This is a genomic window from Streptomyces sp. LE64 (assembly GCF_052606915.1).
Genome location: NZ_CP199708.1, coordinates 4747787 through 4770170 on the forward strand (window position 1 = coordinate 4747787; position 22384 = coordinate 4770170).

The 22384-nt window shown below is 73.0% G+C and carries 14 protein-coding genes; 5 read left to right on the forward strand and 9 right to left on the reverse strand.

Annotation, left to right across the window (positions count from 1 at the left end):
* Window positions 1-5: 5 nt before the first annotated feature.
* Window positions 6-2273, forward strand: coding sequence for a HelD family protein (locus ACSMX9_RS21520; protein ID WP_445396140.1), 2268 nt, complete (start codon window positions 6-8; stop codon window positions 2271-2273).
* 160 nt (window positions 2274-2433) lie between these two features.
* Here ACSMX9_RS21520 and ACSMX9_RS21525 read toward each other — a convergent pair whose 3' ends face one another.
* On the reverse strand, window positions 2434-3306 hold the full coding sequence (locus tag ACSMX9_RS21525; protein ID WP_445396142.1) for a phosphotransferase enzyme family protein: 873 nt from the start codon (window positions 3304-3306) through the stop codon (window positions 2434-2436).
* 115 nt (window positions 3307-3421) lie between these two features.
* Entirely contained in the window at window positions 3422-4561 is a 1140-nt protein-coding gene (locus ACSMX9_RS21530; protein ID WP_445396144.1) for a hypothetical protein, read from the reverse strand.
* Window positions 4562-4718: 157 nt separating this feature from the next.
* On the opposite strand from ACSMX9_RS21530, the gene ACSMX9_RS21535 reads away from it, so the two are divergent.
* Window positions 4719-5456, forward strand: coding sequence for a hypothetical protein (locus tag ACSMX9_RS21535; RefSeq protein ID WP_445396146.1), 738 nt, complete (start codon window positions 4719-4721; stop codon window positions 5454-5456).
* Between the two features lie 50 nt (window positions 5457-5506).
* On the opposite strand, the gene glgB is transcribed toward ACSMX9_RS21535, so the two are convergent.
* From glgB to ACSMX9_RS21565, 6 genes are all read right to left on the reverse strand, one after another.
* Window positions 5507-8014 carry a 1,4-alpha-glucan branching enzyme gene (gene glgB / locus ACSMX9_RS21540; protein WP_445396148.1) on the reverse strand — a complete coding sequence of 836 codons (2508 nt, stop codon included), beginning with the start codon at window positions 8012-8014 and terminating at the stop codon, window positions 5507-5509.
* Window positions 8015-8091: 77 nt separating this feature from the next.
* Window positions 8092-9537 carry a maltokinase N-terminal cap-like domain-containing protein gene (locus tag ACSMX9_RS21545; protein ID WP_445396150.1) on the reverse strand — a complete coding sequence of 482 codons (1446 nt, stop codon included), beginning with the start codon at window positions 9535-9537 and terminating at the stop codon, window positions 8092-8094.
* Window positions 9538-9652: 115 nt separating this feature from the next.
* On the reverse strand, window positions 9653-11407 hold the full coding sequence (treS, locus tag ACSMX9_RS21550; RefSeq protein WP_445396152.1) for a maltose alpha-D-glucosyltransferase: 1755 nt from the start codon (window positions 11405-11407) through the stop codon (window positions 9653-9655).
* A complete protein-coding gene (locus ACSMX9_RS21555; RefSeq protein WP_445396154.1) occupies window positions 11404-13416 on the reverse strand; it encodes an alpha-1,4-glucan--maltose-1-phosphate maltosyltransferase in 2013 nt (670 codons plus the stop codon). Before ACSMX9_RS21555 ends, treS begins: the two co-directional genes overlap by 4 nt.
* Window positions 13417-13720: 304 nt before the next feature.
* Entirely contained in the window at window positions 13721-14686 is a 966-nt protein-coding gene (locus ACSMX9_RS21560) for an electron transfer flavoprotein subunit alpha/FixB family protein (RefSeq protein ID WP_445396155.1), read from the reverse strand.
* Window positions 14687-14844: 158 nt separating this feature from the next.
* Window positions 14845-15633: an electron transfer flavoprotein subunit beta/FixA family protein gene (locus ACSMX9_RS21565; RefSeq protein ID WP_445403056.1), complete on the reverse strand. Its 789-nt coding sequence runs from the start codon at window positions 15631-15633 to the stop codon at window positions 14845-14847.
* 173 nt (window positions 15634-15806) lie between these two features.
* Here ACSMX9_RS21565 and ACSMX9_RS21570 point away from each other — a divergent pair, with 173 nt between their 5' ends.
* The 3 genes from ACSMX9_RS21570 to glgP all read left to right on the forward strand — a co-directional run bounded on the left by ACSMX9_RS21570 (window position 15807) and on the right by glgP (window position 19933).
* Window positions 15807-16532: a TetR family transcriptional regulator gene (locus ACSMX9_RS21570; RefSeq protein ID WP_445403057.1), complete on the forward strand. Its 726-nt coding sequence runs from the start codon at window positions 15807-15809 to the stop codon at window positions 16530-16532.
* Window positions 16533-16725: 193 nt separating this feature from the next.
* Entirely contained in the window at window positions 16726-17115 is a 390-nt protein-coding gene (locus tag ACSMX9_RS21575) for a Zn-ribbon domain-containing OB-fold protein (protein ID WP_445396157.1), read from the forward strand.
* A gap of 196 nt (window positions 17116-17311) precedes the next feature.
* Window positions 17312-19933, forward strand: coding sequence for an alpha-glucan family phosphorylase (gene glgP / locus ACSMX9_RS21580; protein WP_445396159.1), 2622 nt, complete (start codon window positions 17312-17314; stop codon window positions 19931-19933).
* A 125-nt stretch (window positions 19934-20058) separates the two neighbouring features.
* Here the strand turns inward: glgP and ACSMX9_RS21585 are convergent, their stop codons facing one another.
* Entirely contained in the window at window positions 20059-22122 is a 2064-nt protein-coding gene (locus ACSMX9_RS21585; RefSeq protein WP_445396161.1) for a M4 family metallopeptidase, read from the reverse strand.
* Window positions 22123-22384: the final 262 nt, after the last annotated feature.

The following is a 22384-nucleotide window of genomic DNA, read 5'->3' on the forward strand; positions in this document are numbered from 1 at the left end:
CGCCCATGGATCGGGAACTGCGGGCGGAACAGCAATTCGTCGACGGGCTGCACGCCCGGGTCGACGCGTTGCGCGGCCGGGCCGCCGACTCCGTGGCGGGGGCCCTCGCCCCCGTGGGCAACGGCTACCAGGCGCGGCTGGAGCGGGACGTTCTCGTCCGGGAACGCGGCAGCCGGCTGGCCGCGCTCGACGCCGTCGAGGGCTCCCTCTGCTTCGGCCGCATCGACCTCGCCTCCGGCGCCAGCCACCACATCGGCCGCATCGGCATCCGCGACGAGCACCCGGAGACCGGCGAACTCCTCCCCGTCCTCGTCGACTGGCGGGCCCCGGTCGCCCGACCGTTCTACCTCGCCACCGGCCACACCCCGCTCGGCCTGCGCCGACGCCGCCACCTCAGCTGCGAGGGCCGCACCGTCACCGCCCTGCACGACGAGGTCCTCGACCTCGACGACGCCGCCCGCACCGGCCACGAGGACCCCACCGGGGACGCCGTGCTGCTCGCCGCCCTGAACACCGCCCGCACCGGGCGCATGGGCGACATCGTCCGCACCATCCAGGCCGAACAGGACCGGGTGATCCGCGCCCCGCACCGCGGGGTCCTGGTCATCGAGGGCGGCCCCGGCACCGGGAAGACCGCCGTCGCCCTGCACCGCGCCGCCTACCTGCTGTACGAGCACCGGGAACTCCTCGCCCGGCGGGCGGTGCTGATCGTCGGCCCCAACCCGGCGTTCCTCCGCTACATCGGCGAGGTCCTGCCGTCCCTCGGGGAGACCGGCGTCCTCCTCGCGACCCTCGGCGAGCTGTACCCCGGCGTCCACGCCACCGGCACCGACACCCCGCGCGCGGCCGAGGTCAAGGGCCGCCCCGAGATGGCGCAGGCGCTCGCCGCGGTGCTCGCCGACCGGCAGGCGCTGCCCGACCCGGTCCGCCCCGTCGAACACGACCGGGACGTGCTCCCCCTCGACGCCGACCTGGTCCGCGTCGCCCGGGACCGCACCCGCGCCCTGGGCCTCCCGCACAACGTGGCGCGCGAACACTTCGCCGGCCACATCGTCAACACCCTGACCGACATGGTCGCCGAACGCATCGGCACCGACCCCTACGACGGCACCAACCTGCTCGACCCCTCCGACCTGACCCAGATCCGCGACGAGGTCGGCGCCAACCCCGAGGTGCACGCCGTGGTCGAGGAACTGTGGCCGCTGCTCACCCCCGAGCGCCTGATCGCCGACTTCCTCGCCGACCCCACCCACCTCGCCCCCGAGGACGCCGCCGCCGTCCGTCGCGCCCCCGGCGCCGCCTGGACGCCCGCCGACGTGCCGCTGCTGGACGAGGCCGCCGAACTCCTCGGCGAGGACGACCGGGCGGCCCGCGCCGCCGCCGAGCGCGAACGCCGCGAACGCGTCGCCTTCGCCCAGGGCGTCCTGGACGTGGCCTACGCCTCCCGCACCTACGAGTTCGAGGACGTCGACGACGAGGACTCCGAGGTCCTCGGCGCCCAGGACATCATCGACGCGGAGCGGATGGCCGAACGCCACGAGGAGGCCGACCACCGCACCGCTGCCGAACGCGCCGCGGCCGACCGTACCTGGGCCTTCGGGCACATCATCGTCGACGAGGCGCAGGAACTCTCGGCGATGGCCTGGCGCCTGCTGATGCGCCGCTCGCCCACCCGCTCCATGACCCTGGTCGGCGACCCGGCGCAGACCGCCGAGGAGGGCGGCGTGGGTTCCTGGGAACGCGCCCTCGCCCCGTACGTGCAGGACCGCTGGGAGCACACCGTCCTCGGCGTCAACTACCGCACCCCCGCCGAGATCATGGACGTGGCGGCGGAGGTCCTGCGCGCCGCACGCCCCGGCTTCGAGCCCCCGAAGTCGATCCGCTCCACCGGCACCCGGCCCCGGGTGCACCGGACCACCCCGGCCGGGCTGCCGGCCGCGGTGGGCGCCGCCGTGCGCGAGGCCCTGCCCGCCGAGGGCCGCCTCGCGGTCATCGCCCCCCGCGCCCTCCACGAGGCACTGGCCCCGGAACTCCCCGGGGTCACCGCCGGCGCCGAACCCGACCTGACCCGCCGGGTCGTCCTGCTGGACCCCCGCCAGTCCAAGGGCCTGGAGTTCGACACGGTGCTGGTGGTCGAACCCGGCACGTACCGCACCAGCGACCTGTACGTGGCCATGACCCGCGCCACCCAGTCCCTGGCCCTCGTCCACACCGGCGGACACGCACTGCCGTGGCTGGTGGACGACCCGGAGAAGGGTGCCGCGGTGAGGTGACCCGGGGAGGACCACCCGTGGTGGGGCGGCCGGGCACCCGGCCGCCCCCGCCGGGTCCCTCCCCCGTCCCGCAGGTGCACGCCCTCGACGGTGCCCCGGATCGCGCCGCCCCCGCCGCGGCGGAGGGGAACTCGGCGGGCGGGCCGAAGACCGACGGCCGTCACGACGGGAGACCGTCCAGCCGCCGGGTGACCGCGTCGAGCGTCGGCCAAGGAGGCCCCTCTCGGAGCAAGCGCAGGAGTTCCTCTCCGAACCGCCTCCCGTGCGGAAACTGGTCGCCGAGCTCCCAACGCCAGGCGGCGACCATCGCGATGACGAGCTGCCGGCACTCGTCCAGCAGCCCCCGGTCAAGGCTGGGATAGCGCTCGCAGACCGCCTCGGGAACATGGGCGAGGTCGAACTCGACGGGTCCGCGGCAGCAGGTTTCGAGGTCGATGAAGAGCGGGCCGTCCTCCGCGCTGAGCACATTGCCCGGGTGGGGTTCGCCGTGGAGCAACTGCTCCGCGGCGCCCCGGTCGTCCACCGCTCGTCGCAGGCTCGCGAGCCTGCCGCCGAGGAGCACGCGGTCCGCGTCGGCGAGCCCCGGCGAGCGATCCCGGTCGGCGACGACCTCCTCCGCCTCCGTGATCCTGTCCGTGAACCTCGGGCTCGGCACCTCGACCCTGCGCATGCCGGCGTGCAGCCGCTCCAGCGCCCGGGCGTAGTCGAGCGGTGCGGTGCGGGGCGTCACGGGCTCGTGGTAGGTCCACAGCGTGACGGCGAAGCCGTCGCGCGGGTACACGCGCGGGTCGGCCCGCGGCTCCAGGCGACGCACCGGACATCCTGCCTCGGCGAGCCTCCGGGCGAGATCGACTTCGAACCGTGCGGCCTCTTGTCCCGCCGGGGCGACCCGGGCGAGGACGTCGCACGGCGTCAGCCGCAGTGCCAGCTTGTTCGAGTTGTGGAGAACGATCGCACCGTCGGCCGGTAGGCCGAGGGAGGCAGCGACCGACCTCGCGGCCGGGATCGCACGGGCGACGTCGGTCATCTCCATCCACGGATCCTCACACGGATGACGTGACGTGCCACCACCGCCCGGCTCGGCGGACCGGATTCGCCCACGGCGTCGAGTCCCGCCGGGGCCGTCGTTCCCCGAACCGGCCCGGAGCTCACAGCTCCAGGCCGAGCACCCGGGCGACCTCCTCGTCGCCGGCGCCGGGCACGTCGAGGTCCCCCGTGACGTGCAGGTCCAGGTGGGCGAAGTTCGGAGCCAGCGCGGCCAGCGCGTCGAGCGGGGCGCCCTCGCACTCCTCCTCCTCGACGACCAGGTGCCGGATCGCCAGCTCCGTCAACTGGGGCAGGACGGGGGAGTCCGCGAGGGCGCACAGCACGTCGAACGGGGAGGCGTCGAAGTCGGCCCTGGACAGGTCGAGTTCCCTGAGGCCGGGAAGCGACTCCACGGTCAACTCGTCCAGTTGCTCCACGGGACAGCAGACGCCGAAGACGTCACCCTCCATGCTGACCTCCAGCGACACCAACCCGGGGAGGTCGCCGAGACCGAAGGTGGAGCCGTCGGAGATCACGGGACCCCGGGCCCGCAGCCGGGTCAGTCGCTCGTGGTCCACGGAGTGGAACAGGAAGGGGCCTTCGAGGTCCAGCGTCCGCAGCCCGGGCAGCGCGCCCCACATGTCGGTCTGGACGAACCCCTTGTCGTGGTGGTCCAGGGGTTCGATCCGGCCGCCGGTCGAGGTCCGGCTCGGCTCGTACAGGTGCGTGTACCCGTAGCCGAAGGCCAGCCGCTCCAGCCGCGGCCGGCTGCGGCTCGCCAGTGAGGCCGCGGCCTGCTCGGCCGCGTGGTGGTAGTCGGTGAGGCGGATTTCGAGGGTGCGCAGCCGCCCGGCGGCGGGGTGGGAGAGGACGGCGTCGATCAGCGCGCCCTCCCACTGCTCGGGGTCGGCCGGGTCGACGGCCACGGTGTGCGGCAGCTCCGCGCGGAGCCGTTGGACGAGGGCCCCGCGCTGCGGCCGGGTCTCCGCGGCGAGGCGGAAGCGCGCCGTGTCGAGGAATCCGCGGGACCAGGTGAAGCGCCAGGAGCCGTCCTCCCGCAGCCCGTCGAGGCCGAGGTGGTGCTCGACCTCCGCGTAGGCCGCGGCCAGCCGGGCCGGGTCGCCGCCCTCGACCTCGACGCGGTGTTCCTGTCGGAGGGCCTCGCCGCGGAGGTCACCCGCGGCCGTCAGCAGGTCCGCGTGGCCGAGCCACGCCTGCCAGGCATCGTCTTCCGGAGCGTTGGCCGCGGTGAAGGAGTGCATCTCGTCGTCCCCCAGGTCGTGCAGGTCCGCGCACGGTCGGTACCCGAACGCGCGGTCGTGAGAGGCACTCTAGGCGTGGGCTCCGACAACGGGCCCCGGCGCCGGGGGCACCGAAAACCCGAGCACCTGGTGTCCGGGCGACGTAGGCTCCGGCGTTGTGGATCTGCGAGCCTTCGCCTTCGACGACCGGCCCGATCTGCACGCCCAGGCGGAAGCGGTCTTCACCGCGGGCTGGCCCGAGTTCGTCTTCCACGATCCGGTCGCCGACCGGCACATGGACCGGGTCCGGCAGTGGTTCGGGGAGTGGAACCTCCTGTTGGTCGACGGTGCGGACCGGATCGTGGCCGGCGGGTGGGGTGTGCCGGTGCGGTGGGACGGGACGCCCGATGACCTGCCCGGCGGCTATGACGACGCGTTGGTGCGGGCGGTCGGGCTCCACGAGGCCGGCGGCCGGGCCGACACCCTGGTCATCGCCGCCGCCCAGGTCCGGGAGGAGTGCCAGAGGCGCGGCCTGGCCACCGAGGTGCTCGGGCGGCTCGTCTCGGTCGGACAACGAGCCGGCCTGGTAAGGGTGATCGCCCCCGTGCGGCCGACCCTCAAGGCGCGCTACCCGCTGACCCCCATGGCCGACTTCGTGCGCTGGACGCGGGCGGACGGTGCTCCGCTGGACCCGTGGCTGCGGACGCACCACCGGATGGGGGCGCGGGTGCTGTGCGCGGCCGAGCGGTCCATGGTCCTGGAGGGCTCGGTCGCCGAGTGGGAGGGGTGGGTCGGCCTCGACCTGCCGGCCTCCGGCAGATACGTGGTGCCGGGGGCCCTCGCGCCCCTCACGGTCGACCGCGCGGCGGACCGGGGGGAGTTGGTGGAGCCGAACGTCTGGGTCCGGCACCGCTGAACGGCCGCCCTGCCCGACCGGGCAACGGGGCGGGGCGGCGGCCCGGGTGTTCAGACCGTCGGTCGGAGCCAGACGGTGGCCAGCGGCGGCAGGGTCAGCACGACGCTGGTGGCCCGGCCGTGTGCGGGTACGGGCTCGGGGCGGACGGGGGAGGGGTTGCCGACGCCGCTGCCGCCGTAGCGCTCGGCGTCGGTGTTGAGGGCCTCCTGCCAGGCGGGCACCGAGTCCGGCACGCCGAGGCGGTAGTCCCGGCGGACGACGGGGGAGAAGTGGGAGACCGCGAGCAGCGGGGCGCCGTCCGCGTCGAAGCGGAGGAAGGCGAAGACGTTGTCCTCGGCGGCGTCCCCCGCCACCCAGGCGAAGCCCGCGGGGTCGGTGTCCCGCTGCCACAGGGCGGGGGCGTCGCGGTACGCCCGGTTCAGCTCCCGCACCAGGTCGCGCACGCCCCGGTGGTCGGGTTCGGCGGCGTAGGAGGGGTCGAGCAGCCACCAGTCCGGGCCGTGCGCCTCCGACCACTCGGCGCCCTGGGCGAACTCCTGGCCCATGAAGAGGAGCTGTTTGCCGGGGTGGGCCCACATGAAGCCCAGGTAGGCGCGGTGCCCGGCGCGCTGCTGCCACCAGTCGCCGGGCATCTTGGACACCAACGCCCGCTTGCCGTGCACGACTTCGTCGTGGGAGATCGGCAGCACGTAGTTCTCGCTGTACGCGTACACCATGGAGAACGTCATCTCGTGGTGGTGGTACTTGCGGTGCACCGGCTCGTGGGCGACGTAGCCGAGCGAGTCGTGCATCCACCCCATGTTCCACTTCAGCCCGAAGCCGAGGCCGCCGAAGCCGCCCGCGCCCACCCGGTCGGTGGGCCGGGTGACCCCGTCCCAGGCGGTGGACTCCTCGGCGATGGTGACGACCCCGGGCACCCGCCGGTACACGGTCGCGTTGAGTTCCTGGAGGAAGGCCACCGCGTCCAGGTTCTCCCGGCCGCCGTACTGGTTGGGCGTCCACCGGCCGTACTCGCGGGAGTAGTCGAGGTAGAGCATGGAGGCGACGGCGTCCACCCGCAGTCCGTCGATGTGGAACTCCTCGCACCAGTAGACGGCGTTGGCGACGAGGAAGTTGCGCACCTCGCGGCGGCCGTAGTCGAACTCCAGGGTGCCCCAGTCGGGGTGGGCGGCCCGGTCCGGGTCGGGGTGCTCGTACAGGGGGCGCCCGTCGAACTCGGCGAGCGCCCAGGCGTCCCGCGGGAAGTGGGCGGGCACCCAGTCCATGAGCACCCCGATGCCCGCCCGGTGCAGTGCGTCGACGAGGTGCTTGAAGTCGTCGGGGGAGCCCATCCGGGAGGTCGGGGCGTAGAATCCGGTCACCTGGTAGCCCCAGGAACCGCCGAAGGGGTGCTCGGCCATCGGCATCAGTTCCACGTGGGTGAAGCCGAGTTCGCCGACGTACGCGGGGAGCTGGTCCGCGAGTTGACGGTACGTCAGGCCGGGTCGCCAGGACGGCAGGTGCACCTCGTACACCGAGAACGGCGCCTCGTGGACGGGGCGCTCGCCGCGACGGGCCAGCCAGTCGGCGTCCTGCCACCGGTACCGGGAGACGTGCACCACCGAGGCGGTCGCCGGGGGCACCTCGGCGTGCCGGGCCATCGGGTCGGCCCGCTGGGTCAGCGAACCGTCCGGCCGGGCGATCTCGTACTTGTACAGCTCGCCTTCGCCGACGCCAGGCACGAAGAGTTCCCACACTCCGCTGGAGCCCAGCGAACGCATCGGGTGCGCGGTGCCGCTCCAGCCGTTGAACGAGGCGGTGATCCGCACCCCGCGCGCGTGCGGCGCCCACACGGCGAACCGGGTGCCGGTCACCCCCCGGTGGGTCAGCACCCGGGACCCCAGCGCCGTCCACAGCTCCTCGTGGCGGCCCTCGGCGATCAGGTGCAGGTCGAACTCGCCGAGCGAGGGCAACAGGGAGTACGGGTCGACCGTTGCCACCTCGGCGTCCTGGTAGACGATCCGCAACCGGTACTCCGGAACCCCGGGCAGCGGGAGCAGCGCGCTGTGGAACCCGTCGCCGTCGTCGTGGAGCGGGAAGGACTGGCCGTCCGCCGTCTCCACGCTCACCCCGAGGGCGTACGGCCGCAGCACCCGTACCGCGAGGCCGTCGGCCCGCGGGTGGGCGCCGAGCACCGCGTGCGGATCGTGGTGGGTGCCGGCCAGCAACCGCTCCCGGTCCGCCGCCGGTACGGGTGCGGCCGTGGCCGGGGGTGGAGCGGCGGGGCGTTCGGGGGCGGTCGGCGGCAGCGGATCGACGGCGGGTGCGGGCGGGGGGACCGCGGGAGCCTTCCGGTTCCGCCCCCGGGCCCGTCCGGGCGCCCCCGCCGCCGTAACGGCCGGGCCCTCGGCGGTCGGGGAAGCCTTGGCCGCCTTGGGGCCCTTGACCGCCTTGGGCGCCCGGACGGCGCTCCGGGCGGCCCGCGCCGGGGCGCTGCGCGCCGTGGGACGCGCGGCCGGTGCCGCCGCCCGTGGGGTGGGCGGGGCGTCGGGCGGCTCGCTGGCGGGACGACGGGTCACGGGGTGCCTCCTCGGCGGTGCCGGGTCGTGGGGGGTGGGGGAGGGGCGGGGCCTCACGCGTCGAAGTGCGGTGGGGCTCAGGGCTCGGGGGCGCGGATCTCGTGGAGGAGGGCACCGGCGGGGCGGGCGAGCCGCTGCACCGCGGCCAGCGGGACGGGCAGCCAGTCGGGCCGGTGCCGCGCCTCGTACAGCACCTCGTACACGGCCTTGTCCGTCTCGTACGCCCGCAGCAGCACCGGTTCCTGCCGTGGGTCCCGGCCGGAGACCCGGGCGTACCCGGCGCAGTAGGCGGCCCGGCAGGCGTCGGACCAGTCGGGGGACCAGGGGCGGTGCTGCCGGGCGGCGTAGTCGAAGGAGCGCAGCATCCCCGCGACGTCGCGGACCGCGGGCTGGGGCAGTCGTCGTTCGGTGAGCGGGCGGGCCGGTTCGCCCTCGAAGTCGATGAGCGACCACTCGCCGTCCGGGCCGCGCAGGCACTGGCCGAGGTGCAGGTCCCCGTGGACCCGCTGTGCGGTCCAGGTGCGCTCGCTGTCCGCGCCGAGGCGGGCGAGGGCGTCGAAGGAGGTGCGCAGCCCCCGGGCGTAGGGGCGCAGGGCCGGTACGGCCCGGGCGGTGTCGTCGAGCCGGTCGGCCATGCCGCGGGCCAGCGCCTCGATCTGCGGACGGCCCAGGGTGACCGGGGGCAGGGCACGGGCGAGCGCCCCGTGAACCTCTGCGGTGGCCCGGCCCAGCGCGCTGGCCTCAGCGGTGAAGTCCTCGCCCCGGGCGAGGGAGCCGAGCGCCGTTCCCCAGCCGTCGCGGGCCTCGGGGAGGAAGGGTTGCAGGACGCCCAGGACCAGGGCCCCGTCCTGCTGGGGAGCCGCGCCGCCCTCGTCGGGGTCGGCCAGGAACCAGGCGACGGGCGGGGGCACCCGGCCGCAGCCCTCGGCGGCGAGGGCCAGCGGCAGTTCCAGGTCGGGGTGGGTGCCGGGCAGGACGCGGCGGAACAGCTTGAGGATGAGCGCGTCCCCGTACACCAGCGAGGAGTTCGACTGTTCGACCCCGAGCACCCGGGGCACCAGGGCGGACGGGATCTCGGCCCGGGGGGTCCGCTCGAAGCGCAGCGCGCCGACCCGGGCCCGCATCCGCAGCGCCTCCAGCAGGAGTTCGGCCAGCCGCGGGTCGTACAGCGCCTCGTACACCGCGGCGCCGCGCAGCGGGCCGGTTTCGGGGCGGCCGATCAGGGCGGGGGCGAGCCGGGGCGGCAGCGCCGGCCGGACGCCGACCAGGAGTTGGTAGCAGTCGGCGGTGGGCCCGGTGGGGGAGGTCTGCTCGGCGCGGACCAGCAGGTGCAGCAGCCGGGGGGCGCTGCCCGGCGGGAGCAGCTCGGTCGCCGAGACCAGGGTGAAGCCGTGCACGGGATGTCCCTTGCCCGCGAACCACCGCTGCCGGGGCAGCCAGGTCCGCAGCAGCGGGGCCAGTGATTCGATCAGCTCGGGGCGGGCGAGGGGCGTCCGGTCCGCCCGGGTGGCGGCCTCCGACATGGCGTCGCTCCTTTCTGGCAGGTGCGGGCGGGGCGCTGACGACGTCGCCGGTCGGACGACCGGCGACGTCGTCGGGTTCGGGGGCGGACGTCCGGGGTCGGGCCGCTCGATCCGGTCAGCCGGTCGGGGGCCCTGGTTCGGCGGTGGCGCCGGGGCGCCCCTGGGCGAGCCGGAACCAGTAGAAGCCGTGGCCCGCGAGGGTCAGCAGGTAGGGCAGTTCGCCGATCGCGGGGAACCGCACCCCGCCGATCAGTTCCACCGGGTGGCGTCCGCGGTGGCGCCGCAGGTCCAGTTCGGTCGGCTGGGCGAACCGGGAGAAGTTGTGCACGCACAGCACCAGGTCGTCCCCGCTGCCGTCCGGGCCGGGCGGCGCCTCGCGCAGGAAGGCGAGGACCGCCGGGTTGGAGGAGGGCAGCTCGGTGTACGAGCCGAGGCCGAAGGCCGGGTTCTGCTTGCGGATCTCGATCATCCGCCGGGTCCAGTGCAGCAGCGAGGACGGCGAGGACATCGAGGCCTCGACGTTGGCGACCTGGTACCCGTAGACCGGGTCCATGATCGTCGGCAGGTAGAGCCGTCCCGGGTCGCAGGAGGAGAAGCCCGCGTTGCGGTCCGGGGTCCACTGCATGGGGGTGCGCACCGCGTCCCGGTCGCCCAACCAGATGTTGTCGCCCATGCCGATCTCGTCCCCGTAGTACAGGATCGGCGAGCCGGGCAGGGACAGCAGCAGGGCGGTGAAGAGTTCGATCTGGTTGCGGTCGTTGTCCAGCAGCGGGGCCAGCCGGCGGCGGATGCCGATGTTGGCCCGCATCCGCGGGTCCTTGGCGTACTCCGCGTACATGTAGTCGCGCTCTTCGTCGGTGACCATCTCCAGGGTCAACTCGTCGTGGTTGCGCAGGAAGATGCCCCACTGGCAGCCGGACGGGATCTGCGGGGTCTTCGCCAGGATTTCGGAGACCGGGTGGCGGGACTCGCGGCGCACCGCCATGAAGATGCGCGGCATCACCGGGAAGTGGAAGGCCATGTGGCACTCGTCGCCGCCGCGGGCGTAGTCGCCGAAGTAGTCGACGACGTCCTCCGGCCACTGGTTGGCCTCCGCGAGCAGTACGGTGTCCGGGTAGTGGGCGTCGATCTCGGCGCGGACCCGCTTGAGCATCGCGTGCGTCGCGGGCAGGTTCTCGCAGTTGGTGCCCTCTTCGGCGTAGAGGTACGGCACGGCGTCGAGCCGGAAGCCGTCGATGCCGAGGTCCAGCCAGAACTTCAGCGCCGCGATGACCTCCTCCTGCACGGCCGGGTTCTCGTAGTTCAGGTCCGGCTGGTGCGAGAAGAAGCGGTGCCAGTAGTACTGCCCCCGCACCGGGTCGAAGGTCCAGTTGGACGCCTCGGTGTCGACGAAGATGATCCGGGCGTCCCGGTACTGCTTGTCGTCGTCTGCCCAGACGTAGTAATCGCCGTACGGGCCTTCGGGGTTGGCCCGGGACTCCTGGAACCACGGGTGCTGGTCGCTGGTGTGGTTCATCACGAAGTCGATGATCACGCGCATGCCGCGCTGGTGGGCGGCGTCCACGAACTCCACGAAGTCGGCGAGGTCGCCGAACTCGGGGAGCACGGCGGTGTAGTCCGACACGTCGTAACCGCCGTCGCGCAGCGGTGAGGTGAAGAACGGCGGCAGCCACAGGCAGTCCACCCCCAGCCACTGGAGGTAGTCCAGCCTGGCGGTCAGCCCCTTCAGGTCGCCGACGCCGTCCCCGTTGCTGTCCTGGAACGAGCGGACGAGGACCTCGTAGAAGACGGCCCGTTTGAACCACTCGGGGTCACGGTCCTTGGCCGGGGTGTCTTCGAACGTGTCGGGAACGGGTTCATTGACGATCATCGTGTGGGTGACCCTCCGGTCGGTGAGGACGATCGCAGGAGCGTGAGGACGTGTGCGGGCGCCCGGCTCGGGTCGAGGCGCACGTAGTTGGCCCTGCCCCAGCGGTAGGTCTCTCCGGTGAGTTCGTCGCGCACCGGTACGGACTCATGCCAACCGAGTCCGAGTTGCGGCATGTCCAACGACACCGTGGTCTCCTGGGTGTGGTGCGGGTCCAGGTTCACGATCACCAGGACCGTGTTCGTTCCGCCCTCGCTCTCGGCGGTCTTCGAGTACGCGATGATCGTGTCCCGATCCGTGTGGTGGAAGCACAGATCGCGCAACTGCTGGAGGGCGGGGCTGCGTCTGCGGATGCGGTTCAGAGCGGTGATCAAGGGCGCGATGCTGAGCCCGGCGCGCTCCGCCGCCTCCCAGTCGCGGGGGCGCAACTCGTACTTCTCGGAGTGCAGGTACTCTTCGCTGCCCGGGCGCAACGGGGTGTTCTCGCACAGTTCGTAACCGCTGTACACCCCCCAGGAGGGGGAGAGCGTGGCCGCGAGCACGGCCCGCACCTCGAACGCGGCACGACCGCCGTGCTGGAGGTACTCGGGCAGGATGTCCGGCGTGTTGACGAAGAGGTTCGGCCGCATCACCGCAGCCGACTCACCGGCCAACTCCGTCAGGTATTCGGTCAGTTCGCGCTTGGAATTACGCCAGGTGAAGTACGTGTACGACTGCTGGAACCCGACGGCCGCGAGGGTCCGCATCATCGCGGGACGGGTGAACGCCTCGGCCAGGAAGATGACGTCCGGATCGGACGAGTTGACCTCCGCGATGACGCGTTCCCAGAAGACCACCGGCTTGGTGTGCGGATTGTCCACCCGGAAGATCCGCACCCCGTGGGCCATCCAGAACCGCAACAGCCGCACGGTCTCCCGGACCAACCCGTCCATGTCCCGGTCGAACGCGATCGGGTAGATGTCCTGGTACTTCTTCGGCGGGTTCTCCGCGTACGCGATCGTCCCGTCCGCCCGGCCGTGGAACCACTCGGGGTGCTCCGTCACCCAGGGGTGGTCGGGAGAGCACTGGAGGGCGAAGTCGAGCGCCACCTCCAGCCGCAGCGACCGCGCCCGGTCCACGAACGCGTCGAAGTCGTCGAGGGTGCCGAGGTCGGGGTGGACGGCGTCGTGCCCGCCCGCCGGGGAGCCGATCGCCCAGGGCACCCCCACGTCGTGGGGGCCGGCCGAGAGGCCGTTGTCGGGCCCCTTGCGGTGGGTGCTGCCGATCGGGTGGACCGGCGGCAGGTACACCACGTCGAAGCCCATCGCGGCGACGGCCGGCAGGCGTTCGGCGGCGGTCCGGAAGGTCCCGCTCACCGGGGGCCCGCCGGGGACGACCACGGCCCCCTCGGAGCGCGGGAAGAGTTCGTACCAGGACCCGAAGAGCGCACGCCGCCGCTCCACCAGCAGCGGGGCGGCCTCCGACACCGTCAACAGGTCGCGCAGCGGGTGGCGGTCCAGCACCGCGGTGACCTCCGGGGCCAGCGCGGCGGCGAGGCGCCGGGCCGCCGGTCGGCCCCGGTCCCGCAGCGCGTCCACGGCGCCGAGCACCGCCTCCCGCCGACCCTTCGACTTGGGCACCCCCTTCGCCGCCCGCTCGTACAGCCGGGCCCCCTCCGCCAGGACGAGTTCGGTGTCCAGGCCCGCCGGGACCTTGATCCGGGCGTGCCGGCGCCAGGTCTCCAGGGGGTCGCTCCACGCCTCGACCGCGAACGTCCACCGGCCCTCCGCGGTCGGGGTGACGGCGGCGCCCCAGCGGTCGGTGCCCGGTGCGAGTTCGCGCATCGGTGTCCATGCGCCCGTCCTGCCGTCCGGGTCGGTGAGGACCACCCCTGCGGCGACGGCCTCGTGTCCCTCGCGGAACACGGTCGCGCTGACCTGGAAGGACTCGTTCACCACCGCCTTCGCCGGTCGACGCCCGTGGTCGACCAGGGGGCGGAGATCAAGGACGGGAATGCGGCCGATCGGCGACATCACGGCATCACCTTGGGGACTCTGTGCGGCGGATGACTAAAATTTATGTGGCTTTTGTTCTCTTTCTACCGGTGGTGGGGGTGGTGGACCGTGCGCGGGACAGGTCGTCCCTGCCCGGCGGTCGTGCAGTTCACTCGATCGGACGTGCGAAGGGGTGCGGTGCCCGGTCGGTGGTGGGGCGGGCGCGGCACGGCAAAGGGGCGGGGTCCGCGTGACCGTGGTGGTCGCGCGGACCCCGCCCCTGGGGGTGTCTGCTTCCCGGCGCCGTGCCGTGCCTGCCGCCCCGGTGCGGGAGCGGGGGTGGTTAGCCCTTGCGTCGGGTGATCTCTTCGGTGAGTTGGGGCAGGACGGTGAAGAGGTCACCGACGACTCCGTAGTCAACGAGGTCGAAGATGGGCGCTTCGGGGTCCTTGTTGACGGCCACGATGGTCTTCGAGGTCTGCATGCCGGCCCGGTGCTGGATCGCTCCGGAGATACCACAGGCCACGTACAACTGCGGCGAGACGCTCTTGCCCGTCTGCCCGACCTGGCTCGCATGCGGATACCACCCCGCATCCACCGCCGCCCGCGACGCCCCCACCGCACCACCCAACGCGTCCGCCAACGCCTCCACCACCGCGAACCCCTCCGCACCATTCACCCCACGACCACCCGACACCACCACCGACGCCTCCCCCAACTCCGGACGCCCCGACACCTCCCGCACCTCCCGCGACACCACCCGACCCACCACACCCGGATCCGACCACACCACCTCCAACTCCTCCACCACCCCCGCAGCCGGCGCCACCTCCACCACCCCCGCACCCGACTTCACCGTCAACACCGACACCCCACCCACCACCCGCGACCGCACCACAAACGCCCCACCCAACACCGACTGCACCGCCACCGGCACCCCACCCTCACCCACCACCACATCCACCGCATCCGTCACCACACCCGACCCACACCGCAACGCCACCCGCGCCGCCACCTCACCATTCTCCCCCGACGACGCCAACAACACCCCCACCGGACCCACCACCCCCACCGCCGCCACCAACACATCCACCTTCGGCACCACCAACAACCCCTCACCCACCGACCCCTCCACCACCAACACCCTCACCGCACCATGCTCACCCAACAACCCCGCCACCCCACGCGCCCCCTCACCCACCACCACCGCCACCGGATCACCCAACCCCCGCGCCACCCCCAACAACTCCAACGACGAACGCCGCACCACACCATCCACCAACTCCACCCACACCAAAACAGAACCCATCACACACTCCCTTACCGACATGAAACGAAACGACAGAGACAGAACACAGAAAGACGCCAGAAATCAGAACGCCAGAAGCCCGCAAGCCCAGAAGCCCAGAAGCCCAGAAGCCCAGAAGCCCAGAAGCCCGGAAGCCGGGAAGCCCGGAACGAATGCCCCTACAACAACTTCCGCTCCGCCAAGAACTCCGCGATCCGCCCCCCACCCTCACCCGCGTCCTCCACCACCGTCCCCGCCACCCGCGCCGGACGCTCCACCACCTCATCCACCACCGTCAACGCACCCACCGAACCCACCAACGACCCATCCACCCCCAACTCCCCAAGCCCCCACACCTCCACCGGCTTCTTCTTCGCCGCCATGATCCCCTTGAACGACGGATACCTCACCTCACCCGACTGATCCGTCACCGACACCACCGCCGGCAACCCCGCCTCCACCACCAACGACGCCACCCCATCATCCCGACGACCCCGCACCACACCACCCACCACCGACACCTCCGACAACAACGACACCTGAGCCACCCCCAACCGCTCCGCCAACAACGCCGGCAACACCCCCATCCCCCCATCCGTCGACGCCATCCCACACACCACCACATCAAAACCCACCCGACGCACCGCCTCCGCCACCACCAACGACGTCCCCATCACATCCGACCCCACCACCCCCTCGTCCACCACATGCACCCCACGATCCACCCCCATCGACAACGCCTTCCGCACCGCATCCCGCGCACCCTCAGGACCCACCGACACCACCACCACCTCACCCCCACCCTCAAACCCCTCCACCAACCGCAACCCCTGCTCCACCGCATACTCATCCAACTCCGACAACACCCCATCCACCCCCTCACGATCCACCCGACCATCCCCCAAAAACCCCCGCTCACCCGCAACATCCGGCACCCACTTCACACACACCACAACCCTCAAACCCATGACAACTCTCCTCACTCTGTGATGATCCGTATCCTCGACAGTATGGTACTGGGTACCCTCTGTAAAGGTACCCAGTGCCAAAAGAGGGTCCTCGGTGTTACGTTCCCGGTATGACCGCAGTGAGAGACACCGCCGTGGAGACGTCCGGCGCCGGGCGCGAGGGGAAGATCCCGATGCGCGAGGCGCTCGCCGAGGCGGCTTTCCAACTCTTCCTGGAGCGGGGCTTCGAGCAGACCACGGTGGACGACATCGTGGCCCGCGCCGGGGTGGGGCGCCGATCGTTCTTCCGCTACTTCCCCTCCAAGGAGGACGCGGTCTTCCCCGACCACGAGCGGTGCCTGGCGGACATGCGGGCCTTCCTGGCCTCCCACCCCGACGGGGACCCGGTGGGCAGGGTCTGCGACGCGGCGCGCCTGGTGCTGGGCCTGTACGCGGCCAATCCCGAGTTCTCCGTGCAGCGCTACCGCCTCACCCGTGAGGTGCCCGGGTTGCGGACGTACGAACTGTCCGTCGTCCGCCGCTACGAGGCGATGCTCGCCGAGTACCTGCGGGGGCGCTTCGGGGCCTCCCGGGACGGGGCGCTGCGGGCGGAGATGATCGCCGCGGCGGTGGTCGCCGCGCACAACAACGGCCTGCGGACCTGGCTGCGCGCGGGTGGCGCGGGCGACCCGAACGTCGAGGTCGACCACGCCCTGGAGCTGGTGCTGAGGGTGTGGAACGGCTCGGGCGAACTGGCGGGATACGCCGCGCCCGCCCCGGCGGCCCCGGCCGACGCCGCCGCTGCGGCCGCCCGGCCCGAGGCCGCCGAGGGCGAGGACGTGGTGGTGGTCATCGCCAAGCGCGGCGCTCCCCTGTGGCGGGTGGTGCAGCAGGTGGAGACGGCCCTCGACGAGGACTGAGACGGCGCAAGGGGCTGCGGGAGGGGTCGGGAGGACCGGCCGGGCGGGACGGTGGCCGGACGCCCGGGGTGGTGTGTCGGTAAATGCCGACACTCAGTGCCTAGCCGATTCGGCACTCAGTGTCATATGGTCCGATTCATCACCGTGAGTCGATGCGTCCTCGCGAGTCGAGCGCAAGGGGGAGCGATCCACCATGTCCCGATCCGGAACCGAGACCACCTCCGTCACCACCGAGGAGACCCGCCTCGTCTACCAGCGCTGCCGCTGGTGCGGCACCCCGTCCTTCCGGCGGTTGCTCTGCCCGATCTGCTCCTCCAGCGACCTGAGACCCGAGCACAGCACCGGCGAAGGCGTGGTGGTCCGCTCCGCCGTCGTCCACCGGTACACCCGGCTGGCCCGCAACGAGTCGCTGGTCCGCTTCCCCGAGGGGTTCATGTTCCGCTGCCGGGTCGTCGGGGTGGAGCCGCACCTGGTGTGGGTGGGCGCACGGGTCAGGTACGCCGCCGACGCGGCCGTCGACCAGGCCTCGGGCGAGGTCGTCGTCGAGCTGTGCGACCCGGCGCTCCGCCTCGACCGGCACTGACGCCTCCCGGAGACCGGACGGGGCCGGACGTGTGACCTCCGGACGGGCCCCTGTGCGCCGTGGCCGGTGCGGCGCGTGCGTCGATACGGTCGAAGCCGTCGATACCCGACGTACGACGACGTACCGCAGACGTACGACGAGCCGGCGGCAGGCAGCGCGGCGGCTCCCCTCCCGCGCCCCCTGCGAAGGTGGAAACGTGAAGGCCATCCGTCGCCTCACCGTCCGACCCGTGCTCCCCGGCCCGCTGGCACCGCTCAACGACCTGGCCCGCAACCTGCGGTGGTCCTGGCACGAGGACACCCGCGAGCTGTTCCGCGCCCTGGACCCCGACCGCTGGGAGGAGGTCGGCGGCGATCCGGTGCGGCTGCTCGGCACCGTCACCGCGGAACGGCTCACCGCCCTCGCCGCCGACCCCGCCTTCCTGGACCGGCTGGCCGCCTGCGCCGCCGACCTGCGCGAGTACACCGAAGGGGACCGCTGGTACCAGCACCGACGCGGGGGCCCGCGACCCGCGGCCGTCGCGTACTTCTCGCCCGAGTTCGGCATCACCGCCGCCCTGCCCCAGTACTCCGGCGGCCTCGGCATCCTCGCCGGCGACCACCTGAAGGCCGCCAGCGACCTCGGGGTCCCCCTCGTCGGCGTGGGCCTGCTCTACCGGCACGGCTACTTCCGGCAGAGCCTCTCCGCCGAGGGCTGGCAGCAGGAGCACTACCCGGTGCTCGACCCGGACGAACTGCCCCTGGTGCCGCTCGCCGAGCCGGACGGCACCCCCGTCCGGATCGCGCTCGCCCTGCCCGGCGGCGGCACCCTGGCGGCGCGGGTCCGGGTGGCCCGGGTCGGGCGGGTGCCGCTGCTGCTGCTCGACTCCGACGTGGAGGAGAACGACGCCGCCGGGCGGGACGTGACCGACCGGCTCTACGGCGGCGGCAGCGAACACCGGCTGCTCCAGGAGATGCTGCTCGGCATCGGCGGGGTCCGTGCGGTGCGCGCGTACTGCCGGCTCACCGGACACCCGGAACCCGAGGTGTTCCACACCAACGAGGGGCACGCGGGCTTCCTCGGCGTGGAGCGCATCCGCGAGCACGTGGCCCGCGGACTCGACTTCGGGGCGGCGGTGGAGGCGGTGCGGGCCGGCACCGTCTTCACCACCCACACCCCCGTGCCGGCCGGGATCGACCGCTTCGACCGGGACCTGGTCGCCCGGTACTTCGGGCCCGACGCCGAACTCCCCGGCATCGACGCCGAGGAGGTGCTCCGCCTGGGCCGGGAGCCCGGGGCCGCGGGAGCGCCGGGGGTGTTCAACATGGCCGTCATGGGACTGCGGCTCGCCCAGCGGGCCAACGGCGTCTCGGCGCTGCACGGGCGGGTCAGCCGGGAGATGTTCGCCTCCCTGTGGCCCGGCTTCGACGCCGGGGAAGTGCCCCTGACCTCCGTCACCAACGGGGTGCACGCACCGACCTGGGTGGCGCCGGAGGTGGTGCGGCTGGGCGCCCGGCGGCTCGGTACGCACCGGGTGGAGGACGCGCTCCCCACCGCGGACGGCACCCGCTGGGACGCCCTCGCCCAGGTCCCCGACCCGGAGCTGTGGCGGCTGCGGCGCACCCTGCGGGAACGGCTCGTGGGCGAGGTGCGGGCCCGGCTGCGCCGCTCGTGGCGGCAGCGCGGGGCCGCCGAGGCCGAACTGGGCTGGATCGACTCCGTGTTCGACCCGGAGGTGCTGACCATCGGCTTCGCCCGGCGGGTGCCCTCGTACAAGCGGCTCACCCTGATGCTGCGCGACCCCGAGCGGCTGACCGCGCTGCTGCTGCACCCTGAGCGGCCCGTGCAACTCGTGGTCGCGGGGAAGGCGCACCCCGCCGACGACGGGGGCAAGCGGCTCGTCCAGGAGCTGGTCCGGTTCACCGACGCGGCCCGGGTCCGGCACCGGATCGTGTTCCTGCCCGACTACGACATGAGCATGGCGCAGCAGCTCTACCCGGGCTGTGACGTGTGGTTGAACAATCCGCTGCGCCCGCTGGAGGCGTGCGGTACCTCGGGGATGAAGGCGGCCCTGAACGGGGGGCTGAACCTGTCGGTGCGCGACGGCTGGTGGGACGAGTGGTACGACCCCGACTTCGGTTGGGCCCTCCCCACCGCGGACGGCGACGCCACCGACCCGGAGCGGCGGGACGACCTGGAGTCGCAGGCCCTGTACGACCTGTTGGAACGGCGGATCACCCGCTGCTTCTACGAGCGGGGCGCCGACGGGCTGCCCGAGCGGTGGATCGCGATGGTCCGACAGACGCTCACCCGGCTGGGGCCGAAGGTGCTGGCCGGACGGATGGTCCGCGAGTACGTGGAGCGGCTGTACGGGCCGGCCGCCGCGGCGCACCGGGCGTTGACCGACCCGGCGGCCCGGGAGCTGGCCGGCTGGAAGGCGCGGGTGCGCGACGGCTGGGAGCGGGTGTCCGTCGACCACGTGGAGGCGGTGGGCCCGGCGGTGGAACCGGAGTTGGGGGCGGTGGTGCCGCTGCGGGTACGGGTCGGGCTCGGCGAGCTGACCCCCGGGGACGTCGAGGTGCAGGCGGTGGCCGGGCGGGTGGATCCGCAGGACCTGATCGAGGGCGGGGAACGGGTCGTGCTGAAGCCGGTGGGCGGCGCGGACCTGGACGGTTGCTGGGCGTACGAGGGGCACCTGGTCCTCGACCGCACGGGCCCCTTCGGCTACACCGTGCGGGTCCTGCCGGCGCATCCGCTGCTGGGCACGGCGGCGGAGCTGGGGCTGGTCGCGGTGCCGACGGGTTCCACCGGCCCGGAGGCGGGCGTGGTGCTGCGCTGAGCGCGCGAAGCGGCTCCCCCGCCCCGGTACGGGCGGGGGAGCCGCGGGGCCGTCGCGGTCCGGTCGCGACGGCCGGGGCCGTACGGTCCCGATCGGGCGCGGCGGCCGGATCGGGACCGAGGACCCTAGGGGAAGGTCAGTTTCCAGCTGTTGATGTAGCCGGTGTCCTGGGCGGCGACGTCCTGGACCCGCAGCTTCCAGACGCCGTTGGCCACCTCCGAGGAGGCGTCGACGGTGTACGTGGTGTTCACGTTGTCCGCCGAGTCGCCGCTGCTGGAGTTCTTCAGCCGGTAGGCCGTGCCGTCCGGGGCCAGCAGGTCGACCACCAGGTCACCGCGCCAGGTGTGCACGATGTCCACGCCCACGGCCAGGTTGTTCGGGGCGTTGCCGGTGCGGCCGGTGACGGTGACCGAGGAGGTCACGGCCGCGCCGCGGTCCGGCACGGGCACGTCGGTGGTGTTCTCGAAGACCGTGCCCGTCGGGGGCTCCCCGCCCGGGCGGCTGCCGACCGCGACGCCGGCCCAGGCGTCCTGGACGGCCTTGTACTCCGGGCTGGTGGTGCCGTACAACTCGCCGGCCACGGCGAGGGTCCCGGTGCGGGCGCCCGCGTAGTTGGTGGAGGAGGTGAACTTGGTGGTCAGCGCGCGGAACCAGATCAGCGCGGCCTTCTCCCGGCCGATCCCGGTCACCGGCAGTCCGTCCGCGGTCGGGGAGTCGTAGGGGACCCCGTTCACGGTCTTGGCGCCGCTGCCCTCGGAGAGCAGGTAGAACCAGTGGTTCGCGGGGCCGGAGGAGTAGTGCACGTCGACCGAGCCGATGCCCGCGTACCAGGAGTCCTTGGAGGAGCCGTCGCGGCTCGGGCGGTCCATGTACCGCAGCGGGGCGCCGGTGCCCCGGATGTCTATCTTCTCGCCGATCAGGTAGTCGCCCGGGTCGGCGGGGTTGTTGGCGTAGAACTCGACGGCCGCCGCCAGGATGTCGGAGGTGGCCTCGTTGAGCCCGCCGGACTCGCCGCTGTAGACCAGGCCGGCCGTGTTCGAGGTGAGGCCGTGGGTCATCTCGTGCGCGGCCACGTCGAGCGAGGTCAGCGGCTTCTGGTTGTTGGCCCCGTCGCCGTAGGTCATGCAGAAGCAGGAGTCCGACCAGAAGGCGTTGACGTAGTTGTTGCCGTAGTGGACGCGCGAGTAGGCGCCGACCCCGTCGCCGCGGATGCCGTTGCGCCCGTAGACCTCCTTGAAGTAGTCCCAGGTCTCGGCGGCGCCGTAGGCGGCGTCGGCGCCCGCGGTCCCCTGGTTGGCGGGCGTGCCGTCGCCCCAGACGTCGGTGGTCTGGGAGAACAGGGTGCCGGTGCCGGTGGTGCCCCGGTTGAGGTTGTACGTGCGGTGGTTGCCGCGGGTCGCGTCGGTCAGCGTGTAGTTCCCGCCGGACTGGGTGCTGCCGAGGGCGACCTGACCGCTGTACTGGGTGTGACCGGTGCCGTTCTGGACGGCCTGCCACTCGTACAGCTTCTCGCCGGTGGTCGCGTCGGTGACGACGTGCAGTTCGTTGGGGGTGCCGTCGTGCTGGAAGCCGCCGACCACGGTCTCGAAGGCGAGGACCGGCGTGCCGGACCCCATCCACACCACCGTGCGGGGGGCCCGCTCGGGCGCGGTTTTCTTCGAGCCCTCGGCCGCCGCCTCCCGCAGCGCCTGCCGCTCCGCGACGGCGGGCTTCACCCGGGGGGCGGTGGAGACGTCCTTCAGTTCGGCGCGCGACGCCCTGGAGACGCCCTGGGTGGCGCCGGAGGCGGCACTGTCCACGACCAGGTCGCCGCCGAGCACGGGCAGTCCGTCGTAGGTGCGCTCGTAGCGGGTGTGCGTGGAGCCGTCGCGGTCCTTGAGCACATCGCGGACGAGGAGCTTCTCCTTGGCGCCGAGGCCCAGCTCCCTGGCCGTGCCGGCCGCCCCGGCCTGGGCCGTGCGGATCAGCGCGGCCCGCGCGGCGGGGGACAGGTCGGCCGGCAGGGAACCGGGGTCCGCCTTGGTCGGGGCGGCGGGTGCGCGCCCTTCGGGGGCGGCGGTGGCGGCGCCCGGTTGGACGGCGACGGCCAGCAGCGCGGCGACGGCGGCGAGGGCCCCGCCGGCGGCAGCCCGGCGGCGGCGCGTGGGGGGTGTGACGGAGGAGCGTCTCAACACGGACTCCTTCTGCATGGCCGCCGGGGTGCGCGGCCGCGGAACCGGACGGCGGACGACCGTCCGGGCAGGTCGGGGCGGAACCAGGTGCGGTCCCCGGACGGGGACGGGGGTGCGCGTGCGGCGGGTGGGGGGACACGAGCGGTGGCGCGGGGTGCGGTCGGGGCGTCGGGGCGGGGAGGTCCGCGGGCGGCTGCCGGGACCGTGTGGCCCGTCGGGGTGGGAACCGAGGGAAGACTGGCACTCCGGCGGGTCACTTGTCAGGAGCGCGTCATAACCT

What these genes read in the sequence shown, in the direction of transcription:
- ACSMX9_RS21560 (WP_445396155.1), bottom strand. Translation starts at nt 14,686, where the DNA reads ATGGGTTCTGTTTTGGTGTGGGTGGAGTTGGTGGATGGTGTGGTGCGG.
- ACSMX9_RS21555 (WP_445396154.1), bottom strand. Translation starts at nt 13,416, where the DNA reads ATGTCGCCGATCGGCCGCATTCCCGTCCTTGATCTCCGCCCCCTGGTC.
- ACSMX9_RS21530 (WP_445396144.1), bottom strand. Translation starts at nt 4,561, where the DNA reads ATGCACTCCTTCACCGCGGCCAACGCTCCGGAAGACGATGCCTGGCAG.
- ACSMX9_RS21545 (WP_445396150.1), bottom strand. Translation starts at nt 9,537, where the DNA reads ATGTCGGAGGCCGCCACCCGGGCGGACCGGACGCCCCTCGCCCGCCCC.
- ACSMX9_RS21565 (WP_445403056.1), bottom strand. Translation starts at nt 15,633, where the DNA reads ATGGGTTTGAGGGTTGTGGTGTGTGTGAAGTGGGTGCCGGATGTTGCG.
- ACSMX9_RS21525 (WP_445396142.1), bottom strand. Translation starts at nt 3,306, where the DNA reads ATGGAGATGACCGACGTCGCCCGTGCGATCCCGGCCGCGAGGTCGGTC.
- treS (WP_445396152.1), bottom strand. Translation starts at nt 11,407, where the DNA reads ATGATCGTCAATGAACCCGTTCCCGACACGTTCGAAGACACCCCGGCC.
- ACSMX9_RS21575 (WP_445396157.1), top strand. Translation starts at nt 16,726, where the DNA reads ATGTCCCGATCCGGAACCGAGACCACCTCCGTCACCACCGAGGAGACC.
- ACSMX9_RS21570 (WP_445403057.1), top strand. Translation starts at nt 15,807, where the DNA reads ATGCGCGAGGCGCTCGCCGAGGCGGCTTTCCAACTCTTCCTGGAGCGG.
- ACSMX9_RS21520 (WP_445396140.1), top strand. Translation starts at nt 6, where the DNA reads ATGGATCGGGAACTGCGGGCGGAACAGCAATTCGTCGACGGGCTGCAC.
- ACSMX9_RS21585 (WP_445396161.1), bottom strand. Translation starts at nt 22,122, where the DNA reads ATGCAGAAGGAGTCCGTGTTGAGACGCTCCTCCGTCACACCCCCCACG.